18 protein-coding genes, 1 tRNA gene and 2 pseudogenes are annotated in these 26354 nt (G+C 56.9%); 16 read left to right on the forward strand and 5 right to left on the reverse strand.

Annotated elements, in window-relative coordinates; translation table 11 throughout:
• Nucleotides 1–338: 338 nt before the first annotated feature.
• Nucleotides 339–5702, reverse strand: a complete 5364-nt coding sequence (locus Enr13x_RS09660; protein WP_145385867.1) for a carboxypeptidase-like regulatory domain-containing protein — start codon at nucleotides 5700–5702, stop codon at nucleotides 339–341.
• A gap of 575 nt (nucleotides 5703–6277) precedes the next feature.
• Between Enr13x_RS09660 and Enr13x_RS09665 the strand changes: the two genes are divergently transcribed.
• Nucleotides 6278–7870, forward strand: coding sequence for a methyltransferase regulatory domain-containing protein (locus Enr13x_RS09665; protein ID WP_145385868.1), 1593 nt, complete (start codon nucleotides 6278–6280; stop codon nucleotides 7868–7870).
• A gap of 596 nt (nucleotides 7871–8466) precedes the next feature.
• Nucleotides 8467–8540, forward strand: a tRNA-Pro gene (locus Enr13x_RS09670).
• 534 nt (nucleotides 8541–9074) lie between these two features.
• Here Enr13x_RS09670 and Enr13x_RS09675 read toward each other — a convergent pair.
• Nucleotides 9075–9965, reverse strand: a pseudogene (locus Enr13x_RS09675) (IS3 family transposase); the annotation flags it as partial.
• A 100-nt stretch (nucleotides 9966–10065) separates the two neighbouring features.
• Between Enr13x_RS09675 and Enr13x_RS09680 the strand changes: the two are divergent.
• The 5 genes from Enr13x_RS09680 to Enr13x_RS09700 all read left to right on the forward strand — a co-directional run bounded on the left by Enr13x_RS09680 (nucleotide 10066) and on the right by Enr13x_RS09700 (nucleotide 13713).
• Entirely contained in the window at nucleotides 10066–10737 is a 672-nt protein-coding gene (locus tag Enr13x_RS09680) for a hypothetical protein (RefSeq protein WP_145385870.1), read from the forward strand.
• A gap of 499 nt (nucleotides 10738–11236) precedes the next feature.
• On the forward strand, nucleotides 11237–11848 hold the full coding sequence (locus tag Enr13x_RS39685) for an endonuclease domain-containing protein (RefSeq protein ID WP_390621071.1): 612 nt from the start codon (nucleotides 11237–11239) through the stop codon (nucleotides 11846–11848).
• A 12-nt stretch (nucleotides 11849–11860) separates the two neighbouring features.
• A complete protein-coding gene (locus Enr13x_RS09690) occupies nucleotides 11861–12496 on the forward strand; it encodes a metallophosphoesterase family protein (RefSeq protein ID WP_145385872.1) in 636 nt (211 codons plus the stop codon).
• 61 nt (nucleotides 12497–12557) lie between these two features.
• Nucleotides 12558–13388, forward strand: coding sequence for a TIGR02452 family protein (locus Enr13x_RS09695; protein WP_197455902.1), 831 nt, complete (start codon nucleotides 12558–12560; stop codon nucleotides 13386–13388).
• A 55-nt stretch (nucleotides 13389–13443) separates the two neighbouring features.
• Nucleotides 13444–13713, forward strand: a complete 270-nt coding sequence (locus Enr13x_RS09700; RefSeq protein WP_145385874.1) for a hypothetical protein — start codon at nucleotides 13444–13446, stop codon at nucleotides 13711–13713.
• Here the strand turns inward: Enr13x_RS09700 and istB are convergent.
• Nucleotides 13707–14615: an IS21-like element helper ATPase IstB gene (gene istB / locus Enr13x_RS39690; RefSeq protein ID WP_390621100.1), complete on the reverse strand. Its 909-nt coding sequence runs from the start codon at nucleotides 14613–14615 to the stop codon at nucleotides 13707–13709. The genes Enr13x_RS09700 and istB overlap by 7 nt on opposite strands.
• A 355-nt stretch (nucleotides 14616–14970) precedes the next feature.
• Nucleotides 14971–16065: pseudogene (gene istA / locus Enr13x_RS39695) on the reverse strand (IS21 family transposase); the annotation flags it as partial.
• A gap of 215 nt (nucleotides 16066–16280) precedes the next feature.
• Here istA and Enr13x_RS09710 point away from each other — a divergent pair.
• The 9 genes from Enr13x_RS09710 to Enr13x_RS09750 all read left to right on the forward strand — a co-directional run bounded on the left by Enr13x_RS09710 (nucleotide 16281) and on the right by Enr13x_RS09750 (nucleotide 22238).
• On the forward strand, nucleotides 16281–16649 hold the full coding sequence (locus Enr13x_RS09710; protein ID WP_145385875.1) for a hypothetical protein: 369 nt from the start codon (nucleotides 16281–16283) through the stop codon (nucleotides 16647–16649).
• Nucleotides 16650–17074: 425 nt separating this feature from the next.
• Nucleotides 17075–17590: a hypothetical protein gene (locus Enr13x_RS09715; RefSeq protein WP_145385876.1), complete on the forward strand. Its 516-nt coding sequence runs from the start codon at nucleotides 17075–17077 to the stop codon at nucleotides 17588–17590.
• Nucleotides 17587–18687 carry a prenyltransferase/squalene oxidase repeat-containing protein gene (locus Enr13x_RS09720; protein ID WP_145385877.1) on the forward strand — a complete coding sequence of 367 codons (1101 nt, stop codon included), beginning with the start codon at nucleotides 17587–17589 and terminating at the stop codon, nucleotides 18685–18687. Before Enr13x_RS09715 ends, Enr13x_RS09720 begins: the two co-directional genes overlap by 4 nt.
• A gap of 92 nt (nucleotides 18688–18779) precedes the next feature.
• Nucleotides 18780–19424 (forward strand): DsbA family oxidoreductase, encoded by a 645-nt coding sequence (locus Enr13x_RS09725; protein WP_145385878.1) that lies wholly within the window; start codon nucleotides 18780–18782, stop codon nucleotides 19422–19424.
• 164 nt (nucleotides 19425–19588) lie between these two features.
• Nucleotides 19589–19816 carry a TIGR02452 family protein gene (locus tag Enr13x_RS39700; protein WP_145385879.1) on the forward strand — a complete coding sequence of 76 codons (228 nt, stop codon included), beginning with the start codon at nucleotides 19589–19591 and terminating at the stop codon, nucleotides 19814–19816.
• A gap of 401 nt (nucleotides 19817–20217) precedes the next feature.
• The gene (locus tag Enr13x_RS09735; protein WP_145385880.1) at nucleotides 20218–20403 is read left to right on the forward strand and encodes a hypothetical protein; all 186 of its coding nucleotides are present in this window, start codon (nucleotides 20218–20220) and stop codon (nucleotides 20401–20403) included.
• Between the two features lie 164 nt (nucleotides 20404–20567).
• Nucleotides 20568–20966, forward strand: coding sequence for a hypothetical protein (locus Enr13x_RS09740; protein WP_145385881.1), 399 nt, complete (start codon nucleotides 20568–20570; stop codon nucleotides 20964–20966).
• 9 nt (nucleotides 20967–20975) lie between these two features.
• On the forward strand, nucleotides 20976–21665 hold the full coding sequence (locus Enr13x_RS09745; protein ID WP_145385882.1) for a helix-turn-helix domain-containing protein: 690 nt from the start codon (nucleotides 20976–20978) through the stop codon (nucleotides 21663–21665).
• 3 nt (nucleotides 21666–21668) lie between these two features.
• Entirely contained in the window at nucleotides 21669–22238 is a 570-nt protein-coding gene (locus tag Enr13x_RS09750) for a GNAT family N-acetyltransferase (protein ID WP_145385883.1), read from the forward strand.
• A gap of 483 nt (nucleotides 22239–22721) precedes the next feature.
• Here the strand turns inward: Enr13x_RS09750 and Enr13x_RS09755 are convergent, their stop codons facing one another.
• A complete protein-coding gene (locus Enr13x_RS09755; RefSeq protein WP_315857105.1) occupies nucleotides 22722–26213 on the reverse strand; it encodes a WD40 repeat domain-containing serine/threonine protein kinase in 3492 nt (1163 codons plus the stop codon).
• Nucleotides 26214–26354 lie beyond the last annotated feature (141 nt).

A 26354-nucleotide genomic window follows, 5' to 3' on the forward strand; every position in this document is an offset into this window, starting at 1 on the left:
CGGCTCACAAAACCGACAGCCCGCGAACCTTCCGGTGTTTTGGCAACGGTGAAGAACCGGAGGGCTCGCGCCCTGCCGCTAAAACTTAAAGAAACACATCGAAAAAATGCTTCACAGCGTTACCCGCTCGATGGAGAGGTGTGGTCAGCAGATCTTGGTACGACGCCCTTTCTAGGTCGTCGAGGAGAGTCCTCCGGACGACGGCCCGGAAGGGCCGTCGTACGTGCGAAAAGCGGTCGCCTTGAGTTGGACGGCCCCGTCCAGCTTAGGACAATCAACCACGAAGGTCACGCAGAGCCCGCCGCAATTGGCGGCGATGCGGGAGAGTCGGGATCGCGCTACGGCAGCGTCACATCCACCCGCATCGTCCGCTCCGGGCCGACCGTGACTTCGACGTCTTGCTCAATACGATGGACGCGATTGCGGATCACCGCGCGTGCGGCCAACCGATAACTGCCCGGCGAAACCCCGGCAATCACGTACGCACCACTCTCGGTCGATCGGACCGAGACCCCCGACGGCGACGCCGGGGCGGCATCCGGGGCCACTGCATCCGGGGCCACTGCAGGGTCTTCCGGAACGGCTGTCAAAACCACTTCCGCGTCCGCCACGTTGTTCTCTCGGAACTGAACCGTCCCCAACAGAGTCACCGTTTGCTGTTTGACCCGTTTGCTGCTCTCGGTCGGCGAAACGACCTCCATTTCGACCGTCACCGGATCACTTTCGTTCCCGACACGATCCACGCCCCGCACCAGCAACGATTGCTTGCCGGCGTCGGCTCCCGCGTCGACGGTCAAAATCCACTGACGATCGGAGGTCCGTGAAGCGGTAAAGATGTTTCCCGCGGCGGGAAACTCGCCGCTTCCATCGACGTCAAACGCTGCCTGCACCTTCGTCACGTCCGACCCCTCGTCCCAAGCCCAAACCTCCAGGTCGACTTGGCTATTGACCGCCGCAAAACTCAAACCGTCGGTTCGCGTGACCGGACCGACCACCGGCGGAGCGGTGTCGATCAGCAACTCAATCTTGCGGAACGATTGGAGGTTGTCATTGATGGTCAAACTGGCCGCGACATCGATCAGCAGGTTCTCCAGTCGCTCCGACGGCAGATCGATCAAGTGGTCCGACACAACATTGGTCAGTTCCACCGTCCCGTCGGGCGTCGATTTGACAAAACCGATCATCACGCCGCGGTCGGTCGCCAGCCGAACACTGTCCTCGGGATGGGGCACGCCCGACCCGTCCAGATCGATTCCCAAATTCAGGTGATCTTGCCCGTTTTCAAACGATCCAACGGGCGCGTCGATTTGGACCGCGACGGGGATCGATTTCGTCGCCCCCAGAATCCCGCCTTTTGACGACGTCGTCATTCGCAGATCGACCGAATCGGTGACCTCGGGGACATTCGTCAGGTGCTTGCCACACGGGACATCAAAGATAAACGACCGCGGATAACCGTCGACGTCGATGTAGACCCGCGCGACATTCGGCGGCGGTGTCGTCGTCGCAATGAACAGATTTGTCGTCGGGCTCGCACGGCTGATCATCCCTTGCAGCTTTCCCCTCGTGCGGCCGCTGCGGTCGTCGGCCAACCGGCACTCGACGCGGACCGGAGCGCCTTCGGGCAACCGAGTCGGATCAACCGCGCTGACTTCCACCGTGATCTGCTGCTTCTTGGTGTCAAAGCCGACGCGCGGGGAGACGAATCGACGAGGCCGCTGGATCGCAAAGCGGACGTGACGGAACGTCGATTGTCCACTGTCGCGATCACTCAGCTCGACCAGCATCCCGTGGGGCATGTCGGTCGACTCGATCGGTTTGGCTTCCTCTTCCTTGGCCGCTTCGTCCTGCTTCGGTGGGGCGTCTTTCCCATCGGCTTCTTGGTCATCGGCCGGTTCCGCTTCCCCGGGGCTGGGGAACGTCGGTCGGCCGTCGCCGGGAACGCTCACGTCAAAACTTGCCAGCGGCAACGCACCGACCAACAACTTGCTTGGGTCCGATGGCAGCGGGCCGATCAACGGTTGACCCAAGGCATAACAACGCATCGAAATCTGTTTGGTTCGCGACGCATGATTGACCACGCCGAACCGAAATTTTTCCAGCCGATTGGGGTGCGGCAACAGTTCCACTCCCCCGACGTCGGAAACAAACGACGCCGCCCCGCGCCGGACGTAGACTTCGGCGACGGGCAACATCACGTCCAGCGTCCGCCGGGTCAGCAAGACGGGCGGCTTCGATTCCGCACGCGTCAACTGGGAAGGCTCGTACACGTCCACCACCAGCTTGGTCGTCTCCGACGCTTCGTCACGCCGGACGATCTTCATCGGCAATGTCACCGAACCCGTTGCCGCGATGGTGATCGGCTTCGATCTCCACGTGCCGAATTGTGACGGAGTGTCAAAAAATTCTGGCCGAATCGATTCGCCGTTCGCCGTCGAACCGTTCGATTCAGCGGAGACAACGTTGATCACGTCGACCAATTGACGTTCGTATTCCAATGAGACGGTGACCGAAACCTCACGGTCACTGGGGTTCTCAAGACCGAGGACCACCTGCTGCCAGTCGCCGTATTGCAGGTCGACCGTCGTCGGCGCGGTGATCTTGATTCGCGTCGGATGGGTGGTCGGGGCTGAGACGCGGCAGAGCCGTTCGGATTGGGTTCGATAATGATCCGCCCAGCCGGCGAACGTTGCCGATCGGTTTCCATCGCGGTAGGTCGACATCTGTTCCAGACGTTCGGCTTGCCACCGGATGGTCGAGCGCAGTTTTGTCGTCAAGGACAGCGAGTTCACGTCCACGTTGTCCAACTGCCACGCGTCACGCGGATCGAGCATCCGCAACAATCGGATCGCCATGCGTGATGCCGCCGGCGACGTGGCGCAGGGTGACATGGCGCTGTCGACGTCCGCCGCCGAGCGGAAAAACGATTGCAGCGCGGCACCGAATTTTAATTGACGGTCCCAAAGTTCCGAGACGTCCGTTGCTTCGTCCACGGCCATCGCCCGGTAGACGCGTTCCAACGCTTCAAATGCCGCGTCGACTTCCCGCGCCGCCGTGATTGCGGCAAACTCGTCCGCTTTCACACCCTCGACGTGAGACAGGCCCACGTATTGCGATTCCAATTGAGCCTGTTCGAACAGAAACCGCCAGTCTTCCGCCGAGGGCACTCGACTTGCATCGCCCAGTGGCATGGCCGACACGTCGTCCATCGTGACGTTGGCCAAGTCGTAGTTGGATGCCAATTGGCGGTCTCGCTGATCCATGGCGGCCAACAAATCATTCCGCAGCCCTGAACTCAACAGAGGCGTCTGCAGCAACAAATCCGCCTGATAGGAGTCGCCCGGCGTCGGCGTCTGGGCCAGCAGTCGCTCTGCCGAAACATCACCACAGGCCGCTTCAATGCGCGACTGAACCGATTCCAATTGCTCACGCACCTTCGACATCGTTGCCACATTCGACCGTCCCGGTTGATCCAACAGTCGGGAAAGCTCGTTGGACAGTTCCAGCAGCGTCGAAAGGTCGTCGTAGATCACCGATCGTTGTTCGGGCACAAACCGAGACAGGCGTTGCCAATGCATGAAGGAGGGCAGCTTGGCAAGCAGGACTTCCAACGCGCGTTCGGCCCGACGGACGTCCACAAATGCAAGCTCCGCCGCCGCGTAGATTGTTCCGGCATCTTCGAACAATGTCCGGCAACGCTGTTGCCACTGCAAACCGACTTGGTCAAACACCAGCTGTTCGGCAAAAAAACGGAACTGGTCGGCCCGCTCGACGTCCACGCGCATCCAGCCCGGTGACAACAGATCCAGTGCCGCGACTCGCTCTCCCGCCAAACACGTCAATGCTGCGATTCGAACCAAATCCCAATCCAGATCCGGCGCGTCGGCCAAGCGTTTGATAAACGTCATCTCAACGGTGCCAGAAAACTCAGGACGCAAACCGGTTTTCAACCACTCGTCAAAAGCGTCTCGCGTGTTCTGATCCAGTGCCGCCTGTAATCCCGTTACATCGATGTCCAACGGTTGGCCGCGAAGCAGTGCTGCCGATTGTGCCAGGGCCAGGCTATGCGTCTGATCCGGTTCAAGGACCGCCAAGAGGGAAACGGTGTCGCGGGATGCGCGACCAAACAGCGATGCCAGCGGCGGCGCTGCCTTCGCTGCGGCTGCTTTCGGGGCGGCCGCCGGATCGGCCGCTGCCTTGGTGGGAAAGGAGTCTGCGAGTGTGGTTTCAATCTTCGCCGGGTCGTATCCCTTGCCGCCATGAAGCTGCTGTTCAAAAGCCAACAATTCGGCTTGCAGTTCGCGCCACAAGTGCGGTTGATTCTCCACCGGACTCAAACTCGGATCGGCCGCCGACCAAGCCAAGGATGCTGCATCGCGCAGTCGCCACGCCTTGGTGAGCAGTTGCTTGGCCTTGACCGTCTCGTCCGCGTCCGATGGGTTTGATTTCGCATCGCCCGCCGCGCCAGGCTTGTCAGCGTTTTCAGCTCCGCCTGCAGAGTCTCCCGCGGCGGGATCGGCTGAACCATCGGTGGCCGAAACGCTGCCGTCGCCTCCGTCAGCGGGCTGGCCGTCACTGCCGTCGTCACCGCCGGCTTTCGCGTTGTCACCCCCCGTCGCGTCCGCCCCCTCGGTCGACTGCGCATCCCCGCCGGCGATCCGATTCGAAGCCAACGTGACCTGTTGCCGCCGCAGCAACCCGCGAACCCTGCCCGAGCGTGCCGACGATCCGCCGCCTCCGTTCAGCTCGTCGGGAGGAAGGATCAACGACGCAGCCGTCAACTCCTTACCCGGATCCTGTTCAAACAACGTCAGCAGTTTGGGATCCGATTGTCGCGTTTTGCCACCGCCCCAAATCAGTTGTGGAACCTGCTGCGCTCCACGGTCGGTGCTTTGAGCTACCCACTTGGACACGTTGGCCGACGTGAACGCGACCAATTCACTCAATCGGATCGCTTGATCGTGATCCAAGTCCGCGGCACCCTTCAGCCCTTCGCCGACAAACATCCCAAAAACACTCCGCCGGGCGGCGCGTGAAACATGCGAGTACTGCAGGGAGGAATGTGAACAGTAGACCCACAGGGAAGGGTCCTTGGATTGATGCACCGCCTGTTCCAACCGTCGTGGGAATTCGTTGCCCATGATGCCCAATCCGGGGTCATAGTCGATGCTTCCCGCGTTGATCAGAATTAATTTTGTGGCGGCGGGCGATTGGCGAACCTGGTCGATCAGCGTATCCACCGACACTCGCCCCAAATCCGGCTGCCGCAAGTCAAAGTTATCACACAGCAAGTAGGCGGACGCGTTGTCGGTGACCCCATGCGCATTGATGTAGACGATCAGGTTGTCGCGTGACGAGATCCCCGCTTCCGCCAACCGGTTCGACAAATGCTTGGCCGTTTGTGCCGAACGCAACACGTCGCTCTGATCGCGCACCTTCGCTTCTTCGATCGACGCGATCGCCTCCAGATCCTCCGCCACAAACGCGATCGGCGGCGTGTTGAACGCGTCGTTGCCGTGTGATCCCAGCAACACCAGATGGGTTTGAGGAGCAAAGAACGGTGGAAACAACAGGAACACCAACACGGCCGCCAAAGCGATTAGTCCGATCACGATCGCCGCACGCCGCAGGTCTCGCGCAAGTTTCGCGCGACTCCGCTTCTTTGCCGCTGCCTGCCACGACGGTTGCTGATTCGGTTGCATGATGATCCGTTCTGCTCAAATCAAGAGAGGCGTCCCGTCAGGCATCGTGCCGCGGAACAGTGTGGGTAGCGTTTCGGCGTGGAAGGCCTACTGCGCTGTGCCCGTTGCGAGGCGAACGCACAGCGCTATACTCTCTTCGACGATTCCGCACGTCGTCCCTTCGCAAGCATCACGCCGGTATGCTTTTAGGGGATGAACGGTTTGCGCCGTCCCGATGACAGTGAAAGGTTGCCGAACGTAACGATTGCACCGTGCTGCTCCGAAAGCAAGGAATGAAAGTCACCCTCCCTCGCAGGGAGGCCAGTAATGAAAGTCACCCTCCCTCGCAGGGAGGGTCGAGCGAAGCGAGGGGAGGGTCCCACGAAGCGATCGCCGATCGCGCGTCACCAAGCACCAGCCAACCAGTGGGATAGGCTTCCAGCCTGTCAATCCAGCCTGTCAATCCAGCATCGACGACCCGGGATCTCCTTCCCCGTTGTTTCCCGCCCACACCAGACGCTCGACCGCCTTCAAGACGCCTGCCCATCGCTCCCATCCGCCCTCTCGCCCCGCAAACCCCAACGTTTGTGCACTCCATGTCCTCCGAATCCACGCAACCCTTCAGCTACGACGAGTTTCCCTACGCCAGCTATCCGTACGCCAGCAGTCACCCGCGCAACCTGGCCGCTTTGGCACAGCTGTTCGCGCTGCAGCCGGCAGACGTTTCGCGGTGTCGCGTCTTGGAGATCGGATGTGCCGCCGGAGGCAACTTGATCCCGATGGCGGCCCGGTTTCCCGAGTCACAGTTTCTCGGCTTGGACGCGTCGAAGCGTCAGATCGACGAAGGCCGACCGGTCATTGAGGCTTTGTCGCTGACCAACATCACGCTCCGTCATCAAGACATTCTCGAATTTGATTCCTCCGAAGGCAAATTTGATTTCATTATCTGTCACGGAGTCTATTCGTGGGTACCGCCGGAAGTTCAAGCAAAGATCTTGTCCGTCTGCCGCCACCATCTCGCCGAAAACGGAGTGGCGTACATCAGCTACAACACCTACCCGGGCTGGTACCTGCGGCGTGGCGTGCGTGAAATGATGAGCTATCACGCGTCGGGGTTCGACGACACGCAAACCAAGATCGATCAGTCGCGCGCCTTGGTCGATTTTCTCGTCTCCGCCGTCCAGTCGAATCACGACGCTTATGAAAAACTGTTGCACGAAGAACTGAGCATCGTGCGGGCCAGCGAAGACAGCTACATCTACCATGAGCATCTCGAAGACTACAACGAACCGCTCTTCTTTCACCAATTCGTTTCCCGCGCCGAGGAGAATGATTTGCGTTTCATGTGCGAAGCCCAATTCGCCAGCATGATTCCCAACGAGTACGGAGACGAGACGCGTGGGACGTTGTCGAAGATTGCGCCGGGTTTGGTTCAGATGGAGCAGTATTTGGACTTTCTTCGCAACCGAAAGTTTCGGCAGACGCTGCTTTGCCATCGCGAAGCCCAGCCCAACCGAGCGATCGGACCGGCGCGGTTAAAGCACTTGTATGTCAATTCGCCCTTAGCCGAACAAGAGTCCGAAGACGCGGACGCATCAGCCAACACACGCGTCTTCGAACACGCCTCGGGCCGCACATTGACCGTCGGCAATCCGGTCCAAATCGAAGCCTTCCGCCATCTCGCATCGATCTGGCCATCCGACGTTTCGATCGATGCCCTGGCCGACATCGCTCGCGACGCCGTGCCGGCCGAGCAACGTCCCGGTGTCGAAGAGTGTCGTGATGAGTTGTACGAGACGTTTTTGGAATTGTATTCGTCCGGCCTCGTCGCGCTCTACGCCGCGCCGTCCGGTTGCAGCGTCGAAATCAGCGCGACGCCGGGCACGTCCGATCTGATCCGCCATCAAGCCGAACAGGGCGGTCGGGTGACCAATCTGCGGCACGAATCGGTCCACCTGGATGACTTCGAACGCGAGATCATCAAACGTTTGGACGGCGTCGCGACAATCGATCAGATCGCCGCCGGACTGCTCGAATTCGGGGTCGCGATCCAGGTGGAGTCGCCGGACGCAGAATCCCCCGATCCGGAAACCGAACTCCAGCCGGTCACCCCCACCCAAGAGCAACTCCGAGCCGTCGTCGAGCAGAAGCTGAAACGATTCGCCCACACCGGACTCCTCACCCCATAGTCACCCTCCCTGGCAGGAGGGTCGAGCGAAGCGAGGGGAGGGTTGAACGGTGAATCTCCGCGTTCACTTCAGTGACCTCGCCCCCTGTCTGCGCACCAAAGCAAACCCACTCCTCGCCGCGCACGGCTCGCCCAGAGCCATTGATGTCTCCACCTCGCGCGTCACCCTCCTGGCAGGCATTGGTGTCGACACATCTTGCGTCACCCTCCCTGGCAGGGAGGGTCGAGCGAAGCGAGGGGAGGGTTGATCGGTCGTCGCGGATTGATTCTCAGCCACAACGAACCCTCCCCGGCCGCTCGTCCCTGGCAAGGAGAGTGATTCTGGAGCCAGGCGACCTGCGACGCAAGGTTGAGGCCCAGCACCTTTCCGTTGGAACCCCGCACCAAGACCCAAAAACGACGATTCCGCCGGCGGGAGATTGAGGAATCGGCAAAAAAGCGGGTCAAGGAGTCAGCAGGTGGGTATTTGCAGCGGGCGGGGGCGAGGTTATATTACGCGTTCGCTCGGATGGCGACGGTCAAGTGACCGGACCGCAAGCCAAGCGAACAGCACGGTGACGGATGTTTTTTCGAAGCACCCCATCACCTTCCCACCATCGGGGCGTGGCTCAGCCTGGTAGAGCGCTACGTTCGGGACGTAGAGGTCGCTAGTTCGAATCTAGTCGCCCCGACTTGAAAACACCGTAAATTGCAGTGTTTTCGCTTCTTCGGCACTTCTTGCCAAATCACCCGCTGGGCCACTAAAACAGGGTAGGTCGCAGTTTAGTGGCCCAGGGAATCTGGAAGATGGCACGCGAACCGAAACTCAATTGGGAAACCGATCGTGGCAAATGGCGCATTCGCTACAAGGGAAAGGTCCATCGGTTCGAGGGTGGTACCGGGAAGTCCGACCGGGAAGCAAAGAAAGCGGCTCAGCAGGCCGGACGGAATGTGTCAACGACAGTGAGACAACTTTCTGATGTGAACTAAATGCTGATCCCAGACTGCTCGGGGGCCAGCCCCCGAACCCCCGGGATTTTCTGAGGCATGGCTCGGGTGTCCAGAGGTTGGGGTGGTGATATGCTTCCGATGTCCGGCGAAACGGAAGGTGGCTCTGCGGGGACGCAACCATCCAAGGGATAGTCGGATCGAGGGTGCGTCAAAGGCGTTTCTTCAGGAGCTCCTGGGCAATTCGCTTCAGGAGCTTCGTTTTTCATTTCGCGTTCGGGTTTGGGAGCGTTGATCCAGACTGCTTGGGGAAGATTTGCAGGTTTTGGAACGCCACCGACAAAACGCTCGGGATTCTTCTGCCATGCGTCGTGAAGGGTCTGCTGTCGCGACGCGATCACTTTTTCGCCTTGGCCGTAGTGCAACGATGATGGTGTCAGCAGGCCGATGCCGCTGTGATGGTGCTCGTCGTTGTACCAGCCAAAGAAATCTGGACAGAACCCAATCGCATCTTCGTGGCTTCCAAATCGCTTCGGGAATTCAGGACGGTACTTCATCGTTTTGAATTGGCTTTCCGAAAACGGATTGTCGTTGGAAACATGCGGTCGACTGTGTGACTTGGTGACACCGAGCGAGCCAAGCAGTTGGGCCACCGAATGAGATGTCATCGATGGGCCACGGTCGCTGTGCAGGATCAATTGTTCCGGCTGGACTTCCTGCTTTTCAATGGTTGTTTCAATGAGTTGTTTCGCAAGATCGGAGCTTTCGCAATGCGCGAGCATCCAACCGACCACATAGCGACTGTAGATATCCAAGATGACGTACAGGTAAAAATAGGTCCATGTCTGCGGACCCTTCAGCTTGGTGACGTCCCACGACCAGACTTCATTGGGGCCGGTCGCAAGTAATTCAGGCTTTTGGTAATTGGGGTGTTGCAGCTGGTTTCGCCGTTCACGAGAGCTTTGATTTTCGGCAAGCACGCGATACATCGTCCGCACGCTGCACAGGTAATCACCTTCGTCAAGCAATTTCGAGTAGACATGCCGCGGTGACTGATCACCGAAACGATCGCTGTTAAGCTGATCAAGCACCGCCTTTCGTTCTTCAGTCGAAAGTGCGCGAGCGGGCGTCGGCCTCGGTTTGGTCTGCCGATCGGGCCCGCGGCGACGGTAAAACGTAGGTGGTCGTCGATACCTGCATGAAGCCTTCCGTGACGGCGATCAGGTCCGTCACAGGCACCTAGGAAGCCTCTGTAAGCCGCTAAACGCGATGCTGTATCGTCGCGACCGCTACGAGCGTGCTGAGAACGCAGCAGCCATCACGGAGTTTCGTGCAGAATTGGCCCGCTGCCGGCAGATCGAGGTCTACCTGAACGCGATCGACGCTGCGATCACAGTTCGCTCGGCGCTGGCCAAACTCATTCCCCATGACTATTCCGATCCCAGCTCAACGACGGTACCTCGAATGTCGCCCATCGAACTGAAGTGCGAGCTGAGCAAGCTCCCCCGGAAACAGGCCCTTTCCAGGTTGATGCGAAAGGCTGATGCCGGCTGTAACACGTCCCGCGGTCTGCTGCGGGAACTCATGTTTGACTGCGAAGACCTCATGGGCGAAGTCTCGAACACGCTCACCATCGCGAAAACCATCGTGTTGGACGCCATGTCGGGTGACTCCTATGCCATGAGAGAAGCCATGGGCCAGAAACTCGCTGAAGCGGAGTCCGCACTCGCCGGTTCAAACGGTTCTGGCCCCGTCGACAAAATGGCCGCCGAAGCAGTCTCGCTAGCCTGGATCGATTGCCTGCGGTGTCAACTTATGGTTCTGAAAGCGTCCCACAGCAACCGAGATGAACGCTACCTACAGGGCCTCGCCGATCGAGCAACGCGGAGGCTTGAACGCTTGACGAAGATCCTCGGGACACCCACCCAGGCAGGAAAATAGATCCCAGTTCAATCGACGGGCCTTTGTCACCCGTACTACGGGGAGTTGCCCTTGAGGCATCAGGGTGATGTCTCTCTTGGCGCGAGTGCTTATCTGTCGGATCTGCGGCGAATCGCTATGCGGGACGAAGACAGTGAACTGCACGCGGTGTCCGCCACCGACCCGGCTAAGGAAAACGGCTTCGAGACAGCGGTTGGTCCAACCGAAGGGTTGAAGGAACGTTCGAAACTGGCTTCGGTGTCTGATAGAGTACGAAATTGCGGTCTCCATTCTATGGACTGCCTACTTTATACTGGCTCCCTTCTCCCCCTGCGATGAAAGCGAGTCGTGCTCGCTTTCATCGCAGGGGGAGAAGGGCTGGGGATGAGGGGGCACGCAGACGGCACCAACAAATCTTAGGGGCATCATGAACAGACGACCTCGACGGGATCCAGAGGCGATTTCATTCGCCCGCGATCAACGTGCCGGCGCAAATGAGTTCGCCCGAGATGTCTGGCAGATGTTGCGCAATCGCCGTTGTCGAAATCAGAAGTTTCGGCGCGAATACCCGATTAAACCGTACACCGTTGATTTCTGTTGTGTGGACTTGAAGTTGATCATTGAGGTCGATGGCAAGCAACATCAGACGGATGAGGGCCGTCAGTATGATCAGCGCCGCGACCAGTATTTGCCGAGCGAGGGTACCAAGTCGTGCAGATCCCGGGTTGCGAGGCCTTGCAAAATCCAGTTGCGGTGCGGCACCAGATCGAACATGCAATTGATGCACTTCTGTAGTACATTGCCCCCTCATCCCCAGCCCTTCTCCCCCACGACGAGAGCGAGCACCACTCGCTCTCGCCGCGGGGGAGAAGGGAGCCAGAATGAAAGAGTGCGATCGCACCGAACAGAGAAAACGCGATTTCTTCGCGCAGTCGGTTGCATCGACCTCTCGGAGTTCGCGAATTCGGTTCGACGCACACTTCTCAAGAACTCCGTCCAGATTCGGGAAAACTGCAGCGAAGAAATGAATCTCCAGAGGATTCCTGCAGCGGGCGGCCTGCTTTCAGTCTCGCGGGATCGCCTACGATATAGATCCGAAATCGCTTCTTGGACCCGCGAACGAGTGCGGTAGGAACCTTGTGTTATGAAACTTGGCATTATCACTGACATTCATGAACACGTCGAATGCTTGCGAGCCGTATTGGACGAGTTGGCCGGACAGGTTGACCAAGTAGTGATGGTGGGCGACGTCGTTGAGACAGGCGAGCGAATCGAAGAAACGTGCCAGTTGCTTTCCGATGCGGGTGTGATCGGTGTCTGGGGCAATCACGACTTCGGACTTTGCTGCGACGTCAGCGTAGAAACTCGCGAGACGTTCAGTCACGACGTCCTTCAGTACATGGGGTCACTAAAGCCGCGACTGGAGATTGGCGACTGTCTTTTCTCCCATATCGAACCTTGGCTCGATCCCCACGTACTGGAAGACCTTTGGTTCTTCGGCGGCCTGCCGACAGAGGGTGAGCGTTTGGACCGCATTTTCGGCGCAGTCCGCAATCGGCTGATCTTTGCCGGTCACTACCACCGGTGGATGCTCGCCTCGCCCACGACAATCTCTGATTGGAATGGAGAATCGTCCATTCAGCTCGGCGATGGACGCCACTTTGTGGTGGTGAACGCGTTGTTTGCCGGACATTACGCCGTTCTGGACACGGAAACCTACGAGCTGATGCCAGGGCGTACAGCCTCACCGCGGCTCCCTCGAAACTCAAACCATCGTTAGCGAAGCGATGAACGGAAGAAACGCAAGATTGAATTGTCTCCCTTGTTGGGACTCCGCGGAGATGGCCGCAGCGCGTAAGCAAGCATTGGATATTGCTCCAGAAGCTGCGGCACGACTCGGATGGTCTGCTGTGGAAGCTGCCCGCATCGGATTCTACGTGAATCAAGCTGGTGAGCAAATCGACTGGCGAGGAGCCGTGGAAACTGCGCGGATCGCGAAGACGAGTATCACGCCGGACGATCCCCTGCCGACGCCAGATGAAGTCACGTTTGGGGTTACCGAAGTTCAAGTCACAAACGAGACGACGCTAATGGCCGCGCGTCGATTCGTCGAGAGTGGGCTAGAGCCATTGGTATTGAACTTTGCGAACGGTGTCCAGCCTGGAGGCGGATTTCTTTACGGGGCGCGTGCTCAAGAAGAGGTGCTTTGCAGGTCCAGTGCTCTGTTTGAAACGCTTGTGGACGACCCGATGTACGAGCATCATTGGGACAGAGAGCGTCCCGATTCCACCGACTGGGCAATCCACTCCCCAGGGGTGCCCGTGTTTCGTGATGACGACGGCACGGAACTCAGCGACTTCTGGCTCGTCGATTTTCTGACCTGTGCGGCGCCCTACGCGCCGGATGTCGGTCAGCCAAGATCCGCTGAACTGTTACAAAAACGGATCATTCGAGTCTTGGCGATCGCTAGGGCCTTTCGCTATCGCTCGCTCGTTCTCGGTGCTTGGGGCTGCGGTGCGTTTGGGAATGACACGCGTCGTACCGCCGGCAATTTCCGTGAAGCCCTGGAGAATGAATTTTGCGGTGCCTTCTCAGATGTTGTGTTTGCAATCACCGACTGGTCGCCAGAAAGAAAAACACTCGGGCCGTTTCTTGATGTATTCGAAGGTTGACGATGGTACTCAATCGCACAGACGTTTGGCGGGCCATTGAACTCAGGAGTTGCGTATGAACGATGCTCACGCCGCACAGCTTCTCAGCGAGATGGAAGAGCAAATAGCGTACTTCGAATTGATTGTCTCTCAGTACGCAAATGCGATGTTTGAGCCAGAGTTCCGTCTCTCGCGACAGATTGTCAACAGATTTCGATCGGGGAGCTTTTCAACTGACGTGATTGCTGATGAAATCAACTTCCTGGAAGATCACTTGTTCGGCGACAATTGGTTCTCCGCTTTAGCGACAACTAGTATTCCCGATTACGAATCCGATTTTTATTGAGAGGCCTTTGCTGACCGTCCAGCTGACTTCGTTTTCTTGGCTGTTTCCACGCGATAGCTTGGCACGTTCAACTCGATGATCACGCTGTGGTGAACCAAGCGATCGATCGCCGCCGCCGTCGTCATCGCATCTTTGAAGATCTGGTCCCACTTGCTGAACGCCAAGTTGCTCGTCAACAGAACACTCCCTCTCTCGTAACGTTCCGCCAGCAGCGTGAACAGCACCTCCATCTCTTCTCGATTCTGCTGCACGTAACCCAGGTCGTCGATCATCAGGCCCTCGAAACGAGACAGTTGCTTGATGTACTTCTGCAGGCGAAGATCCCGCTTTGCGATCAGCAACTGTTGCACCAGCAAGCTGCACGTTGTCAGAAGCATGCTCCGGCCTTGCTGGACGAGTTGATTCGCCAAGGCACAAAGCGCGTGACTCTTCCCCGCACCGGGCTGACCGAAAATCAGTACGTTCTCCCGACGATCCAAGAACGATCCCTCCCGAAGACTCTCCAGTTGTCGTGTCACTGACAATGGCAAGCGATCGAAGTTGAACGTCTCCCATGTCTTGCCCAGCGGAAGACGTGAGTTGGTCATTAGACGCTTGATCCGACTCTCGTTGCGGGCCTGGCATTCCAGTTCCGCCAGTTCCGATAAGTATTGAACATGGCTGAGATCCTCCGCGGCTGCTCGGTCGGCCGTCGCTTGAAACTGGTCGCGAAACATCGGCAGACGCAAGCTGCGAAACTGCTCCTTCAGCCGCTCCTCGGTCCGTTCGTTGCTCGTCCTCGTGGGCGGGGTCTTGGGAGGCTGCCGTATCGACGATTCGGTCTTTTTCGATTGGGGCTTTCGTGTGGTTGATTGATTCATCGTTTGGACTCTCCTTGTCAAACGTGTCAAATAATTCGTCATAGTCTTTCAAGTTCGGTGCTTTGACATCGATGTCGGTCACCGGCTTGATCTCGATCGCTTCACTCACCATCAGCCGAACCTGATCGACATCGATGGATTGTCCCGATTGGATTTGAAGACGCAGTGCATTCTGCACCGCATCTTGGCTTTCTCGAGCCGCTAATTGCAGGATCTCAAGATACTTCCTCACCGCCACCTTCTCGCTGTGAGCGTCGCATAGCATGTCATAGGCGATTCGGAAGTGACTCGTCGGGAACATGTCCTGACGGTATTTGTAGTTTTCGAATGCTCCCGGTTTGCGAACCAATGAATCGATCACGTGCCGGTAGTTGATGGCCGATCCGCCGACGCCAGTAAGTCGTGGCATCCGTTGCACGTGGATGCCGTGATGCGTCACATCGATCCACTCGGCACCGATCCGCACATCGACTTTTTGACCGATCAATCGGCTAGGAACCGAATAGATGTTTTTCTTGACATTAATCGTGCTGCTACTGCCGACGATGATGCCTTGTTGGTTGTCATCGGTATCAAGCTTACTATCGGGAAGTGGTCGCAAATGCGAGCGTTCAATTTCAAATCGATTTAAGCGCGCATCATTAGCGCGAACGATCAGGGATCGAACGAAATGCATGTAGTCTTCACGACTGGCGAAGTCGCGACTACCGCGAAGTAGCAATGCTTGGTCGACTCGATTCTTGAGATGACCGTTGGATGACTCAACGTCGCCGTTTTCGTTCGCACAGCGAACGTTGATTCGCTCTGACTTGGTGCCATAGTGATCCATCAACGCTCCATAGCGAGCAGTGAGTTCTTTCTTTGAAGAGTGATTGTTGATCGCAGCGCTAAGGCTATCAGTGCGGTGACGCTCGGGCACTCCGCCGAATTCCCAAAACGCATTTTGAATCCCCTCGCTGAGCGCTTCGAAAGATTCGGAGAAACACAGAGAGACCGACTCGACGTTGGAATACGTCAGGACACAATGAAAGAGCATGTGTTCAAACGAAACGCCCGCGATGGTCACGTTCAGTGTGTTCATGACGGTGAAGTCACTCGCAGCAACCCGAGCCGGATGATGGACCTGCGGGAAGATCACTGCTTTGTCTGGACCTTCTGTACTGCGCCACAATCGGACTCGACGTTCGAAGGTTCGTCGAGTGGAGTCTGGGTAGACGCCTGGATAGCGGTCTTGCAGCCACTGGAAAAGGGTCTTGGCCTGCAGTCGCGGTTCGGCCTCAAGCCTGATCTGCACCTCGTTCCAGACATCGGCGAATGGATCGATGCGAGTCCGGTAATCTCGCGGCTTCTTCCGCTGAGAGGGGAGCCGATTGTCGTTTCGATAATGTCTTGCCGTTTTCTCATCCATCTCAGTCATCCTTGACGATGCGGCCAGTGACTTGCCAGATGCTAGCAAACGCCGCAGTTCTTTAACCTTTCCGTCCGTGACCATCGCAATCTCCGTGAAAACAAGGAGTTACGATGATGACCCGAATCGCAAAATCCGGGAATTGTAATTGTCGCTGACCGCACCGGCATCGTTGCCAAAGCCGGCCTCAAACCGGGATTTCTAATTGTCGCCAGCCGGGAAAACCAATCGCCGCTAGACATCACTACAACGGGATCGGATGGTCGTGTTTTGTTCACAACGTAGCTGAGTACTTTGCCTTGTTCGGCGAAGAGTGGGAAGTTGAACTCTGGGTCGATCTGGATATCCAAACATGTTATGTGATCCTGCCAAAGGCAATTCGATTAAGTCCGGAAGATTGCGAAGCACGGAATCTGCTTGGTCATCTTAACCAGATCTTGCTACCGTGGTTTCAACGGCTCTCTGACGGACATCCGCGTTTTGAAGAGGCCAACTTGGTTGCCAAAGACATCGCTGAACAACTACAACGGGGCGGCGATCCGTTCAGCACATTGAACGATTGCGAAGCATTCCTTCGATTCGGCGGGCCCTGTTCTGAGGGATTCTTGAACCTTGCCAAAGCGTATCTTGTTGCTAAATCTGGTGCTGAATCAGAGGTGCGTAAGTAGCCAATAACAACGCGGCATCACGGCGAGCTGCGCGTCAACAGTTGCATCGACCGACGCGCTGAAGCGGTTCGGCTAACCCGCGGAGGTCAGATTCACCGCCGCACCGGAACTGACAACTGAACATGCGTTGGCTGGTTCAGCCGCCGCAACGAAGGGCCCTACGATCGATGGGAACCATCGGACATATGGGACCTGCAAGTTTAGATTGGCCCTTTCGTGGCATTTGTACGATGTCACAACCGATCCACCGACGGCCAAGGTGCAATCGAACCGATCCTGCTCCGATTGCAGTACCGCTGACTCGAAACGTTTCGGCTTTGGCAAACCGGTCATGTTTCATCGACTTCAACCCCCGTGTTCTCTTCGCGCGTTCGGTTGCACCGATAAAGCTTGAGACTTCACACTCGGAAGCACTGGAGTTCCAAATGAAAATCAACAACCGCATCATCCAAGACAACCTCGCATGCAAGTACAAATCTTTCCTGAAGATTATTGGAGAAGTGGGATTACCTCACGAGTTCGAACTGTTGGAGGTGGAACGGAGTCGACAATACCGATTGCAGGCAACCGAAAGGCTTCTTCAACGGCTCAAACTCGAATCTGCTCCTGCAATCACTTCCGCTACCACCGATGATCTCAACAAGGGATTCGCTCTAATTCGAGACTGCACGATCGACACTGACCAACTGGTATTTTTCTTTGACGCACTACGTCGCGTGGACGGGAAGTCAAGGCTTGGCTCTTTTCACTATCTCCCTGTCCTGTATCACTCTGGATATACGGTCCGAACGAACCAGCGGCTCATGATCGCGATCGCTTGCGTCGTCCTGGCGCAAGTTCAAGGCGTCTATCCCAGACGACTTCGGCAAACGCCGGTGCGTCGCGTGGCAAAGCTCTACAATAGCGGCTTCATGAGTCACTCTCGCGAGAATCGAGTATGAAGAATCAAGGCGTAACACGGCGAAACATCATTGCCCCAGCCGCGGCCATTGCTCGGATGGCGATGGTGGGTCTGGTACTGACATGCTCCTCCTCCCAAATCGCCGCCGAAGACCCGATCAGCATTCAAGTTGACGAAATCAGACAGTCGGTCTCGCGCAGCACTCTGCTGTTAGAAAAGGCTGCCGCGGGAACGGCCGAGAAACGCGTGTGTTTTACCTGTCATGGGCAAGCGATGCCCGTCTTGGCCCTGGTCGAGGCTCAGAGGCACGGCTTTGCAGTCGATCAAGAGAATCTCCAGCGTCAGGTCCGGCACACCCACGCCCATCTGAAACGCGGCAAAAAGTCATACACCAAGGGAAAGGGACAGGGCGGTGGCGGCGACACCGCTGGTTATGCGTTGTGGACGCTTGCCGATGGTGGACACGAGGCGGACGATGTGACCGGCGCGGTGACGGAATACTTGCTGCAGAATCAAACCCCCGACGGCTTATGGAAATGCTCCAGTGATCGACCGCCGTCGGAGACCAGTGACTTCACCACGACCTATCTTGCACTTCGCGGGTTGTTGACGTTTTCCAACGATTTGGAATCAGAGCGTGTCGCCGCGGCTGTGGCGCAGGCATCTGTCTGGTTGCTTGAGGCGGAACCCCGCGATACCGAAGACCTCGTTTTTGGTTTGCTGTCGGCCGAATACGCGGACGTGACTCCCGAGTATCGAGACTCGCTGGTTGAGAATCTGATGACGAACCAACGAGGCGACGGCGGTTGGGCGCAGAAACCGGACATGAAGAGTGATCCCTATGCCACCAGCACCGTACTCTATGCCCTCCATCGATCCGGCCTGAGTCGAGACGATGGTTGTTGGGTTCGTGGCATTGGCTATCTGCTCGACTCCCAGCAGGAAGACGGATCGTGGCATGTGAAAACCCGCAGCAAGCCTTTTCAAAAATACTTTGAGACGGGGTTCCCGCATGCCGCGGATCAATTCATTTCCACAACCGCCACGGCGTGGGCGACGCTTGCACTGTTGTTCACTTTGCCAGAGTCTTTGAAGGATGCCGCGATTTCGGAGACGATCGAGACCAGAGGTCCGTAGTATTCGTTGATCCTGCTTGGGGGTAAGTTTGTCGACGGAACAGCTTTTGGTCTGACAGCGCAGACACTCCGATTCCTCAAGATTGAGTTGCCATGAACCTCGCCGTTGATGTGATCTCTGATGTGATTTGCCCTTGGTGCTACATTGGCAAACGACGACTGGAGAAGGCAATCGCTGTCGACACCCTCGATGGACAGCATGACGTCCAGGTCCGATGGCATCCCTTTCAGCTCAATCCGACGATGCCAAAAGAAGGCATCAGCCGTAAGGAGTATCGGACCCGCAAATTTGGCAGTTGGGAGCGGTCACTCGAGTTGGATGCTAATGTCATCGCTGTCGGAGAATCCGAGGGAATTCGTTTTGCCTTTGATCAAATTGAACGAACGCCGAACACCCTTGATGCCCACCGGTTGATTTGGCTGGCGGATCATCATGGCTGTCAGGATGCCGTCGTCGAGGCGCTGTTCCGGGCCTACTTCAGCGATGCCTTGGACATCGGCAATCGCCAGACGCTGATCGACGTAGTTGTCGAAGCCGGCTTGGCCCTGCCAGTTGTCGAGGCCATGTTGGGCAGCGATGATGGGATGGATGCAATCGCAACTGCAAGAGAAATGTCGCAGCGTTATGGAGTTGACGGAGTCCCGTTTTTTATCATCGACCAAAAGATCGCGTTGTCCGGTGCGCAACCGACCGATGTTTTCGTTGAGACGCTTGGGCAGGCGATCAGCACGTCGTAGCGGAACAATTGCTCCATGCCGTGGCAGCTTGCCCGACAAAAGCTGCAAATTGTTTTTCCATCCCGGTTGCAAAAACCGGCAGCCGGGGTTTCAGGTGCAGGCGTGCACTCCGGTCTCTGCCGGCGGGCATTCGATCTGGACGATGAGTCAGCACGATGCATTAAGTGTTCGCCATCGCCGCCGCCTACGGTTACCGCAGCCTAGTACTCGGAGCATGGGGCTGCGGCGCCTTTGAGAATGATCCCAAACGAACCGCACAGGATTTCCGAGATGCACTCGAGTCGGATTTCGCGGGCCACTTTTCAACGGTCGTTTTTGCGATCACAGACTGGTCCCCGGAACGGCGGTTCTTGGGCCCGTTCCGTGACGTTTTTTCAGACGCATCGCCGTGAGCATGCCCCCATGGTGCGTAGCTAAAATTAAGTCCCATTGTCCCGATTTCTTGCGCTCACAAAAATAACGTTTCAGTTTGTCCCCGACAGGAACTTCTCCATCATCTGCTTGAAACGATCGCTATGCTCCCTGCAATGATCCTAGCTCATGGCTGCCCAGGAACGATTCGCGAACTTCCACAGAAAGAGTTTCAATACGCGTTGTAAAGCGGCATGTCGAACAAATTTAAATAGATCGTTGGCAAGAGTTTGCCTCGTCTCGAAATCGGCTCGTAATCCGAGTCCGAAGCGGTCGACACTTCCACGATCCTGACGTGCATGTTGACCAGCCTGGGCGACTAGGAAATCTCCCACACTTCTTACTCCGCGACAGCCTCTGCGACGGCGACTTGGAGCCACCCATGCACCAACAACTGCAGCAATCCATCGCCGACCTGGAACTGCTTTCCGGCAAAGATGAGCCGGCTTTTCAATACATCGTCACAATCACGACTCGACCCGACAGAACCCTCGCCCAAAATCCCTGCCTCCACCTCACCCTCGACCGCATCACCAACGCGAACATGCTTCTCGGGGTGCGGTTTTAAGGGCGAACCGGGGTTTCTGTCACGGAAAGCCAAGGTCAAGGAAGCCTCTTCGCCCCCACTCCCGGATGGCCGCAAACCCTTCCGGAGTAAGCACTTACGATTAGCATGATCAGCAAACACGAAAAGCTGAACTTGACATGCCACATTTAGGTCATACTATTGTCATGAATGAGTCGATAACTGAAAGTGAGGACCTGGAGTGGCGGCTTCGAATCAGTCGCCCCGCCTTTCAGGACTTCCAACGCCTCTTGCCCCGCTATTCGGTTCGCTCCGAACTGAACCGACAGCTTCCCAAACTCCGCTGGTGGAATCCCGATGAGCCTTTGGTCATTGATTTGCAGTGGAAATGGCTGGAACAGCCCAACGGCTTGGCAGAACTGCTGGTGCAGCTCGATGACGGTTTCGTCGGCACTGTTCGCGTGCTGTTCTGCGAGCATTCGCCCAACCCGTCTGTTCCCACGCTGTGGATTCTTGGCGGGATGCGGGCTGACGAGGCGTTTGACAGTCCACAACACACGATTTATTCAGGTCGCAGGGCAATCCTCCGAGAGCGAGCCGACTGAGGTGACGAGATGTCGATAACCAACTTTAGCGAACTACCAAACGACGCTTTTCGCGCGGTGCTGCGCATCACTCCGGAGCAACGCGACTTCATTCACAAGTACATGGAATGCAGTGACGAGGTGCAATCGGTTGTTCGTTCGATGTTCGCGGTCATTGAAAGTGAGGACACGACGGACGACGATCGGCATCGTGCTTTTGCGACCATCGCGGACGCTTTGCATCTGAAGCCAGAAAACGGGCACGGCAGCTACGGTCTCGATTTCCGAAAATCGCAGACCGAGATCGCGACGAAACACCCCGATCCTGCTTGGCGACCAATCATTGCCGATCGTCAGAAACAAATGGATTCTCAGGAAGCCACGTTTGCCGATCGTGTAAAAACGCTTCTACAACAAAAGAACATCACCCAGGAAGAGCTTGCAAAGCGAATCGACTGCACTCAATCGGCGATTTCAAAAATGCTTTCACGCAAATCGCGACCGCAACGAAAGACGATCCTCAAAATGGCAACTGCACTCAACGTTTCCCCCACCGATTTGTGGCCAGACCTCGAAGTCGCCGCGAGCCTCGACTCGACTGCAGAGTTCTTCAATGATCGAGAACTCACCGCCGCTCAAGCCGAAGCGTTGGACGCTGCCATTTCGCGACCACCCGCTCAGGTGAAGACTCGCGAGTTGCCTTCGAGAGCAGGGCAATAAGCATTGTCGCAGTCAGAGGAAAAGCTGCTCTATGCAGATCCATTCACTCCAGCCGATTTGCCTTTCTTGGCGGGTCTGCATTGCGGTGATGAAGCGTGGGCGCGTGCAGCGACCGAGTGGATTCGCGGCTCGGAAGTTATCGACTCGATTGAAAATCACGAGACCAAGGTCTGGATCTATCGACACAGCGAAGCCGACGACTCGATCGTCGGCTTCGCTTCTTTATCGGCGACTGGCTGGATGAAATGGCCACCGCCCAACGGCAAGCGGTCTCGATTGCTCTACATCCCGCAACTCGGCCTTGATCACAAGTACCGCGGCAAGCCCTCCTCGCCAGAATACCGCTATTCCAACCAAATCATCGAGCACTTAATTGGCCAAGCAAAGAACGCGGCCAAACAAATCCGAGGAGACAAGTCGCCCAAGAAGCACGTCGAGCTGTTAACCCTACGAGTTCATCGCAACAACATCCCTGCTCAAAGGCTCTACCAGCGTTACGGCTTCGAGTTCTTGCCCGCGTTCGAGGAAAACGATCATCTCGTTATGCACCACAAGCTGGCTCTCGATCATTAAAGTTGCGACTTGATACGGCGAATTGCTTCGCTCGGAATTGGACGCTAGCGGGATTCTTTACATCTGATTCGTCATGAGCCCTTAAAATGGCACCAGAGCTACCTCCTGATCTCAAACAAACAGTGGTTTATCACTACTGCGATGCAAATGCGTTGCTTTCCATACTCAGCAATCAATAGCTATGGTGTACCCATGCTGCGAGCTTTGATGGCGCCCTGGAATCTCGCAATCGCGAAGAAGAGGAAACCGATTGAATGAAGTTAGAGATGGGGCAAACGAACAACAGTGCTGCGGTACTTGGCCGTCGGTGGAGGTGCTTATGTCCCGTACTGCGAAGCACTTGTCGACCTGCTCGCAGCGAATTCGCAGTGGTCTCGCCTGCACTGCGCCTCGCCTTCTCGGCTAAATCGCTGAAGACTGGCACCCCGGTCGGTGCCATAGACGCATGTCTCCTGTCACCCAAAAACTTACTCAAATGGACTGCTACCTTTTTACCTCCTCATGCTTGAGGTGATCCTGCCACCATCCTGAACTTCGCACTCGTCCATTCGTGGCTGCCTGCCAAAGTCGAATCGTTCCGTCTCTGCTACCGGAAATTAACAGGTCGCCGCTTTCTCTCATTGCCAGCCCTTCTACGGAACTGGTGTGTCCCACAAGGCTGATTCTTTCCTGACGCTCGCGGATATCCCAGACTCGCAGAGTGTTGTTATCGCAGGCCGTGATAATTGTGCGCTCTTCCGGTGAGAATACGAGTTTGTTGATGCCATCAGAGTGGCCGCTGAGTTCACCGATGTGGACAAATCTCCGGATATCGGAGGCACAACGCCAGAGTTGAACTTTGTTGTCGAATCCACCAAAGGCGAGAAACGATCCTTTGGGCGAGAAACTGACCGTCATGGTTCCGTCGTTCGCCTTGTTGCCCAATTGTCTCCCCATGCCGTCATCGGTCCGATGTAACAGGCAAACACCATCCCAGCCGGTGGACGCGAGTGCCTTACCATCGCGGGAAAAACTCAATGCGGTGACAACGCTCGAGTGCTTCAAACCCATTATTCGCGTGGCCGTCTTATCACGCCAGGAATCCCACACCAGTATGCTCCCGTCTTCGTAACCGGCGGCCAATTGACCGTGCTTTGAAAAGGTCAACGCTGTTATCTGCCCACCATTGGCGGTGCGAACGACGTCTGGATTTTTCTCCCAAGCTGAAGGCCACAGTTCGATGCTGCCAGCTTTTCCTATGGCAACGATCTCATCGTTCGCGGCCACGGAGCTTCCCCTTGAAATTGTTTCGCTTCCACTAGCGGACAGATCCCAACGCTTTACGATTCCCGAGTGTCTCTCTCGCGAAACCACCGTCCCGCCATCGGGCAGAATGAGCACATCCTGGACGGGGGCTCCCACTCGAAGGAGGTTCTGTGCCGTCGACGCCAAATCCCAGACCTTTATCGTGCGGTCGGAACTGGCCGTAATCAGCTTAAGCGAGTCTCCGTCGGCCAAGAATTCAACGGACTCCACATTGTGCGAGTGCCCTTTGAAGACGTCGATTGGCATTCCCTGGGCGTCCCACAGTCTCGCCGTATTGTCCCGACTTCCGGTGGCCAGAATCCTACCGTCGGGTGAAAATGCGACCGATCGAATCTCGTCGCGATGTCCGACGAGCCGCTGCGACGTTCCGTCCTGCAGATTCCAGACGCGTGCGATGTCGTCTCGACTACCAGACGCCAATCGCCTGCCATTCGGCGAGAATGCTAACGAAATAACGGCCTCGTCGTGGCGACCTAATTCAATCCGATCGGATCCGTCGATGTTCCATATCGCGACGAGGCCGTCTTCATTACCGGCTGCGACCCGCTGACCATTCGGCGAAATTGCCACGGACGTGAACCCGTCGATGGGGCCGCTGAGCGTCCGCCAGCTTTCAGTCGAAACGTGATACATTCGCACTTCGTCTTCGTAGACAACAGCCAACTCACTTCCGTCCGGCGAGAACGCCATGTCAAGAAAATGTGCGTTATCTCCCTGAAGTGGCCGCGGATTGCCATCGGGCCATTCTTGAAGAACAACTTGGGTCTGGTCACGGTTGGCATAAGCCAAAACGTTGGTTGCGGTTGAAAAGGCCACGGAAACGTGTTCCCAGCCGGGACCGCCTGACTCAAGCGTCTCCCAGTAACTTCCGGGCCCGCGAAACACTTTGATTTCCTCTAGCGTTTTCAAGTCGACCACACGGACGAAACCATCGCCACAGCCAAGCACGATCATTGCGTTTCGAGACTCTGCCCTCGGAATCAGTGCGGTGCGTCGTGGTCGACCTGGAAACCACTTTGAGTGGGCGGTTTGACTGCGATTGCACAGATTCCACAAATAGTACCACTCGAAACTATGCAGATCTTCATCGTTTGCGTGGGACGTGAGCAACTCAAGCACTCGCCCCACATGACCGTCGCGCCAAGCCAAATGAGCCGCACCGATGTCCGAGTTGTACAGCAGCCGGCGCCGTTGCTCGGCAATCTGTTCCATCGCCCGGGCATGTTCCGCATTTTCATGGGCGATCAAGGCCTGGCGACGTGCTTCGCGACGCTCCGAATCGAGCCATCCTCCCACAGCCAGACTGAGCATCAGCAAGACGGATGTTGCAAAAGCCAACGTTACGCGTCGCCGCTTACGCTCTTCTTCTTGGCGGGTCGAGTCGGCCACTCGTTCCAATTCCGATTCACGGAGTTTTGTTTCGACCGATTCCAAATAGTCCGTGATCCCGCCAGCCAATACACCCGCATCGCGCGGCCGGTCCGCAGGCTCGAGTTCCAAACAGCGTTTTGCGAGTTCGATCAATTCCGTATCCGACGCACTAACATCAAGCCGTATGAAACACTCATCCAGTTTTCCGCGACTGGCAAGTCGATAAACCTGATTGCCATCATCGCCGACATAAGGTGGGCTGCCAGTCAGGATCTCGCACAGGATCGCACCCAACGCGAAGACGTCGGCTCGCTCGTCCATATTGTCGATCTCACCGAGTGCCTGTTCCGGTGGCATGTAAGCGGGCGTCCCCATCACACTGCCCATGGCTGTATCGGACCCCGTTGATGCGAACGAGCCGGGATTATCGCGACCGGCACTGCGCTTTGTTTGAATGATGCTCTGCCCCTGCTGCTTGTCGCGCGATTCCTTCTCATCGGCGACCCCGCCGCTAGCAAGTACCTTGGCCAGTCCCCAGTCCATCACCTGTACTTCGCCAAACGCGCCGACCATGATATTGGCCGGTTTCAAATCGCGATGGATTACCCCGCGGCTGTGCGCGTACGCCACCGTCTGACAGATCTGCTCGAAGATGCCAATGAACTTCCCGCGTTCGTCGTCGGCCGCTACGCGCTTGGCCAGCAGCTTGGCCAGCGTTTGACCCTTGACCAGCTTCATGGCAAAGAACGGCCGCTCGTCCGCAAACTGCCCCAGCTCGTAGACCGGAGCGATTCCCGGATGCTGAAGCTGTCCACCGATTTGAGCTTCCTCGACAAACCGCTGAATCACCTCCGGCTTGTGTTTGTGCGAATCTAGCAGCACTTTGATCGCCAGATCACGCCCCAAATCGGTATCGCGCCCCTTCAAAATGGCCCCCATTCCGCCCCGAGCGATCTCACCATCCAATCGATATCGGCTGCCAGAGTCGCGATCCGGCATCTCCGGCGACTTTGTCCGTGCGATTGGATCTTCGACCACAGCCTCCGATTCCCGCAGCGAAACCCGTGGAACTTCATCCAGTGTGTTGCCCAGCATTTTCAGCACGCTGTGATTCGCATCGCCCATCAAAACCGCATCGTTCACCGAAAACGCCGTTGCCAATCCTGCATCCAGTGAAGCCGCACGATCCCCGGACGCGTCGGGCAGGAGGGTCGGATCGAGGCCCAGGACAGGCGTTTCGAGAAAGCCGCTCGCTTCGTCGTGCTGGCGAAGCAGTCTTTCAATGCGTTCGTGAAGCATCGCGTCGGAGCCGCATGCTTGCTGCAACCAGGCGGCTCGCTCGTCTCCAGAAGTCTTTTCCAGGGCCTGAAGAAAGAGGTCTTGTTCGTCCACGGCGAGGTCTCTTTGGCAGGATTCGATTCAGGGCGTTAACTAAGGTGC

Source organism: Stieleria neptunia, assembly GCF_007754155.1.
GTDB classification, from domain to species: domain Bacteria; phylum Planctomycetota; class Planctomycetia; order Pirellulales; family Pirellulaceae; genus Stieleria; species Stieleria neptunia.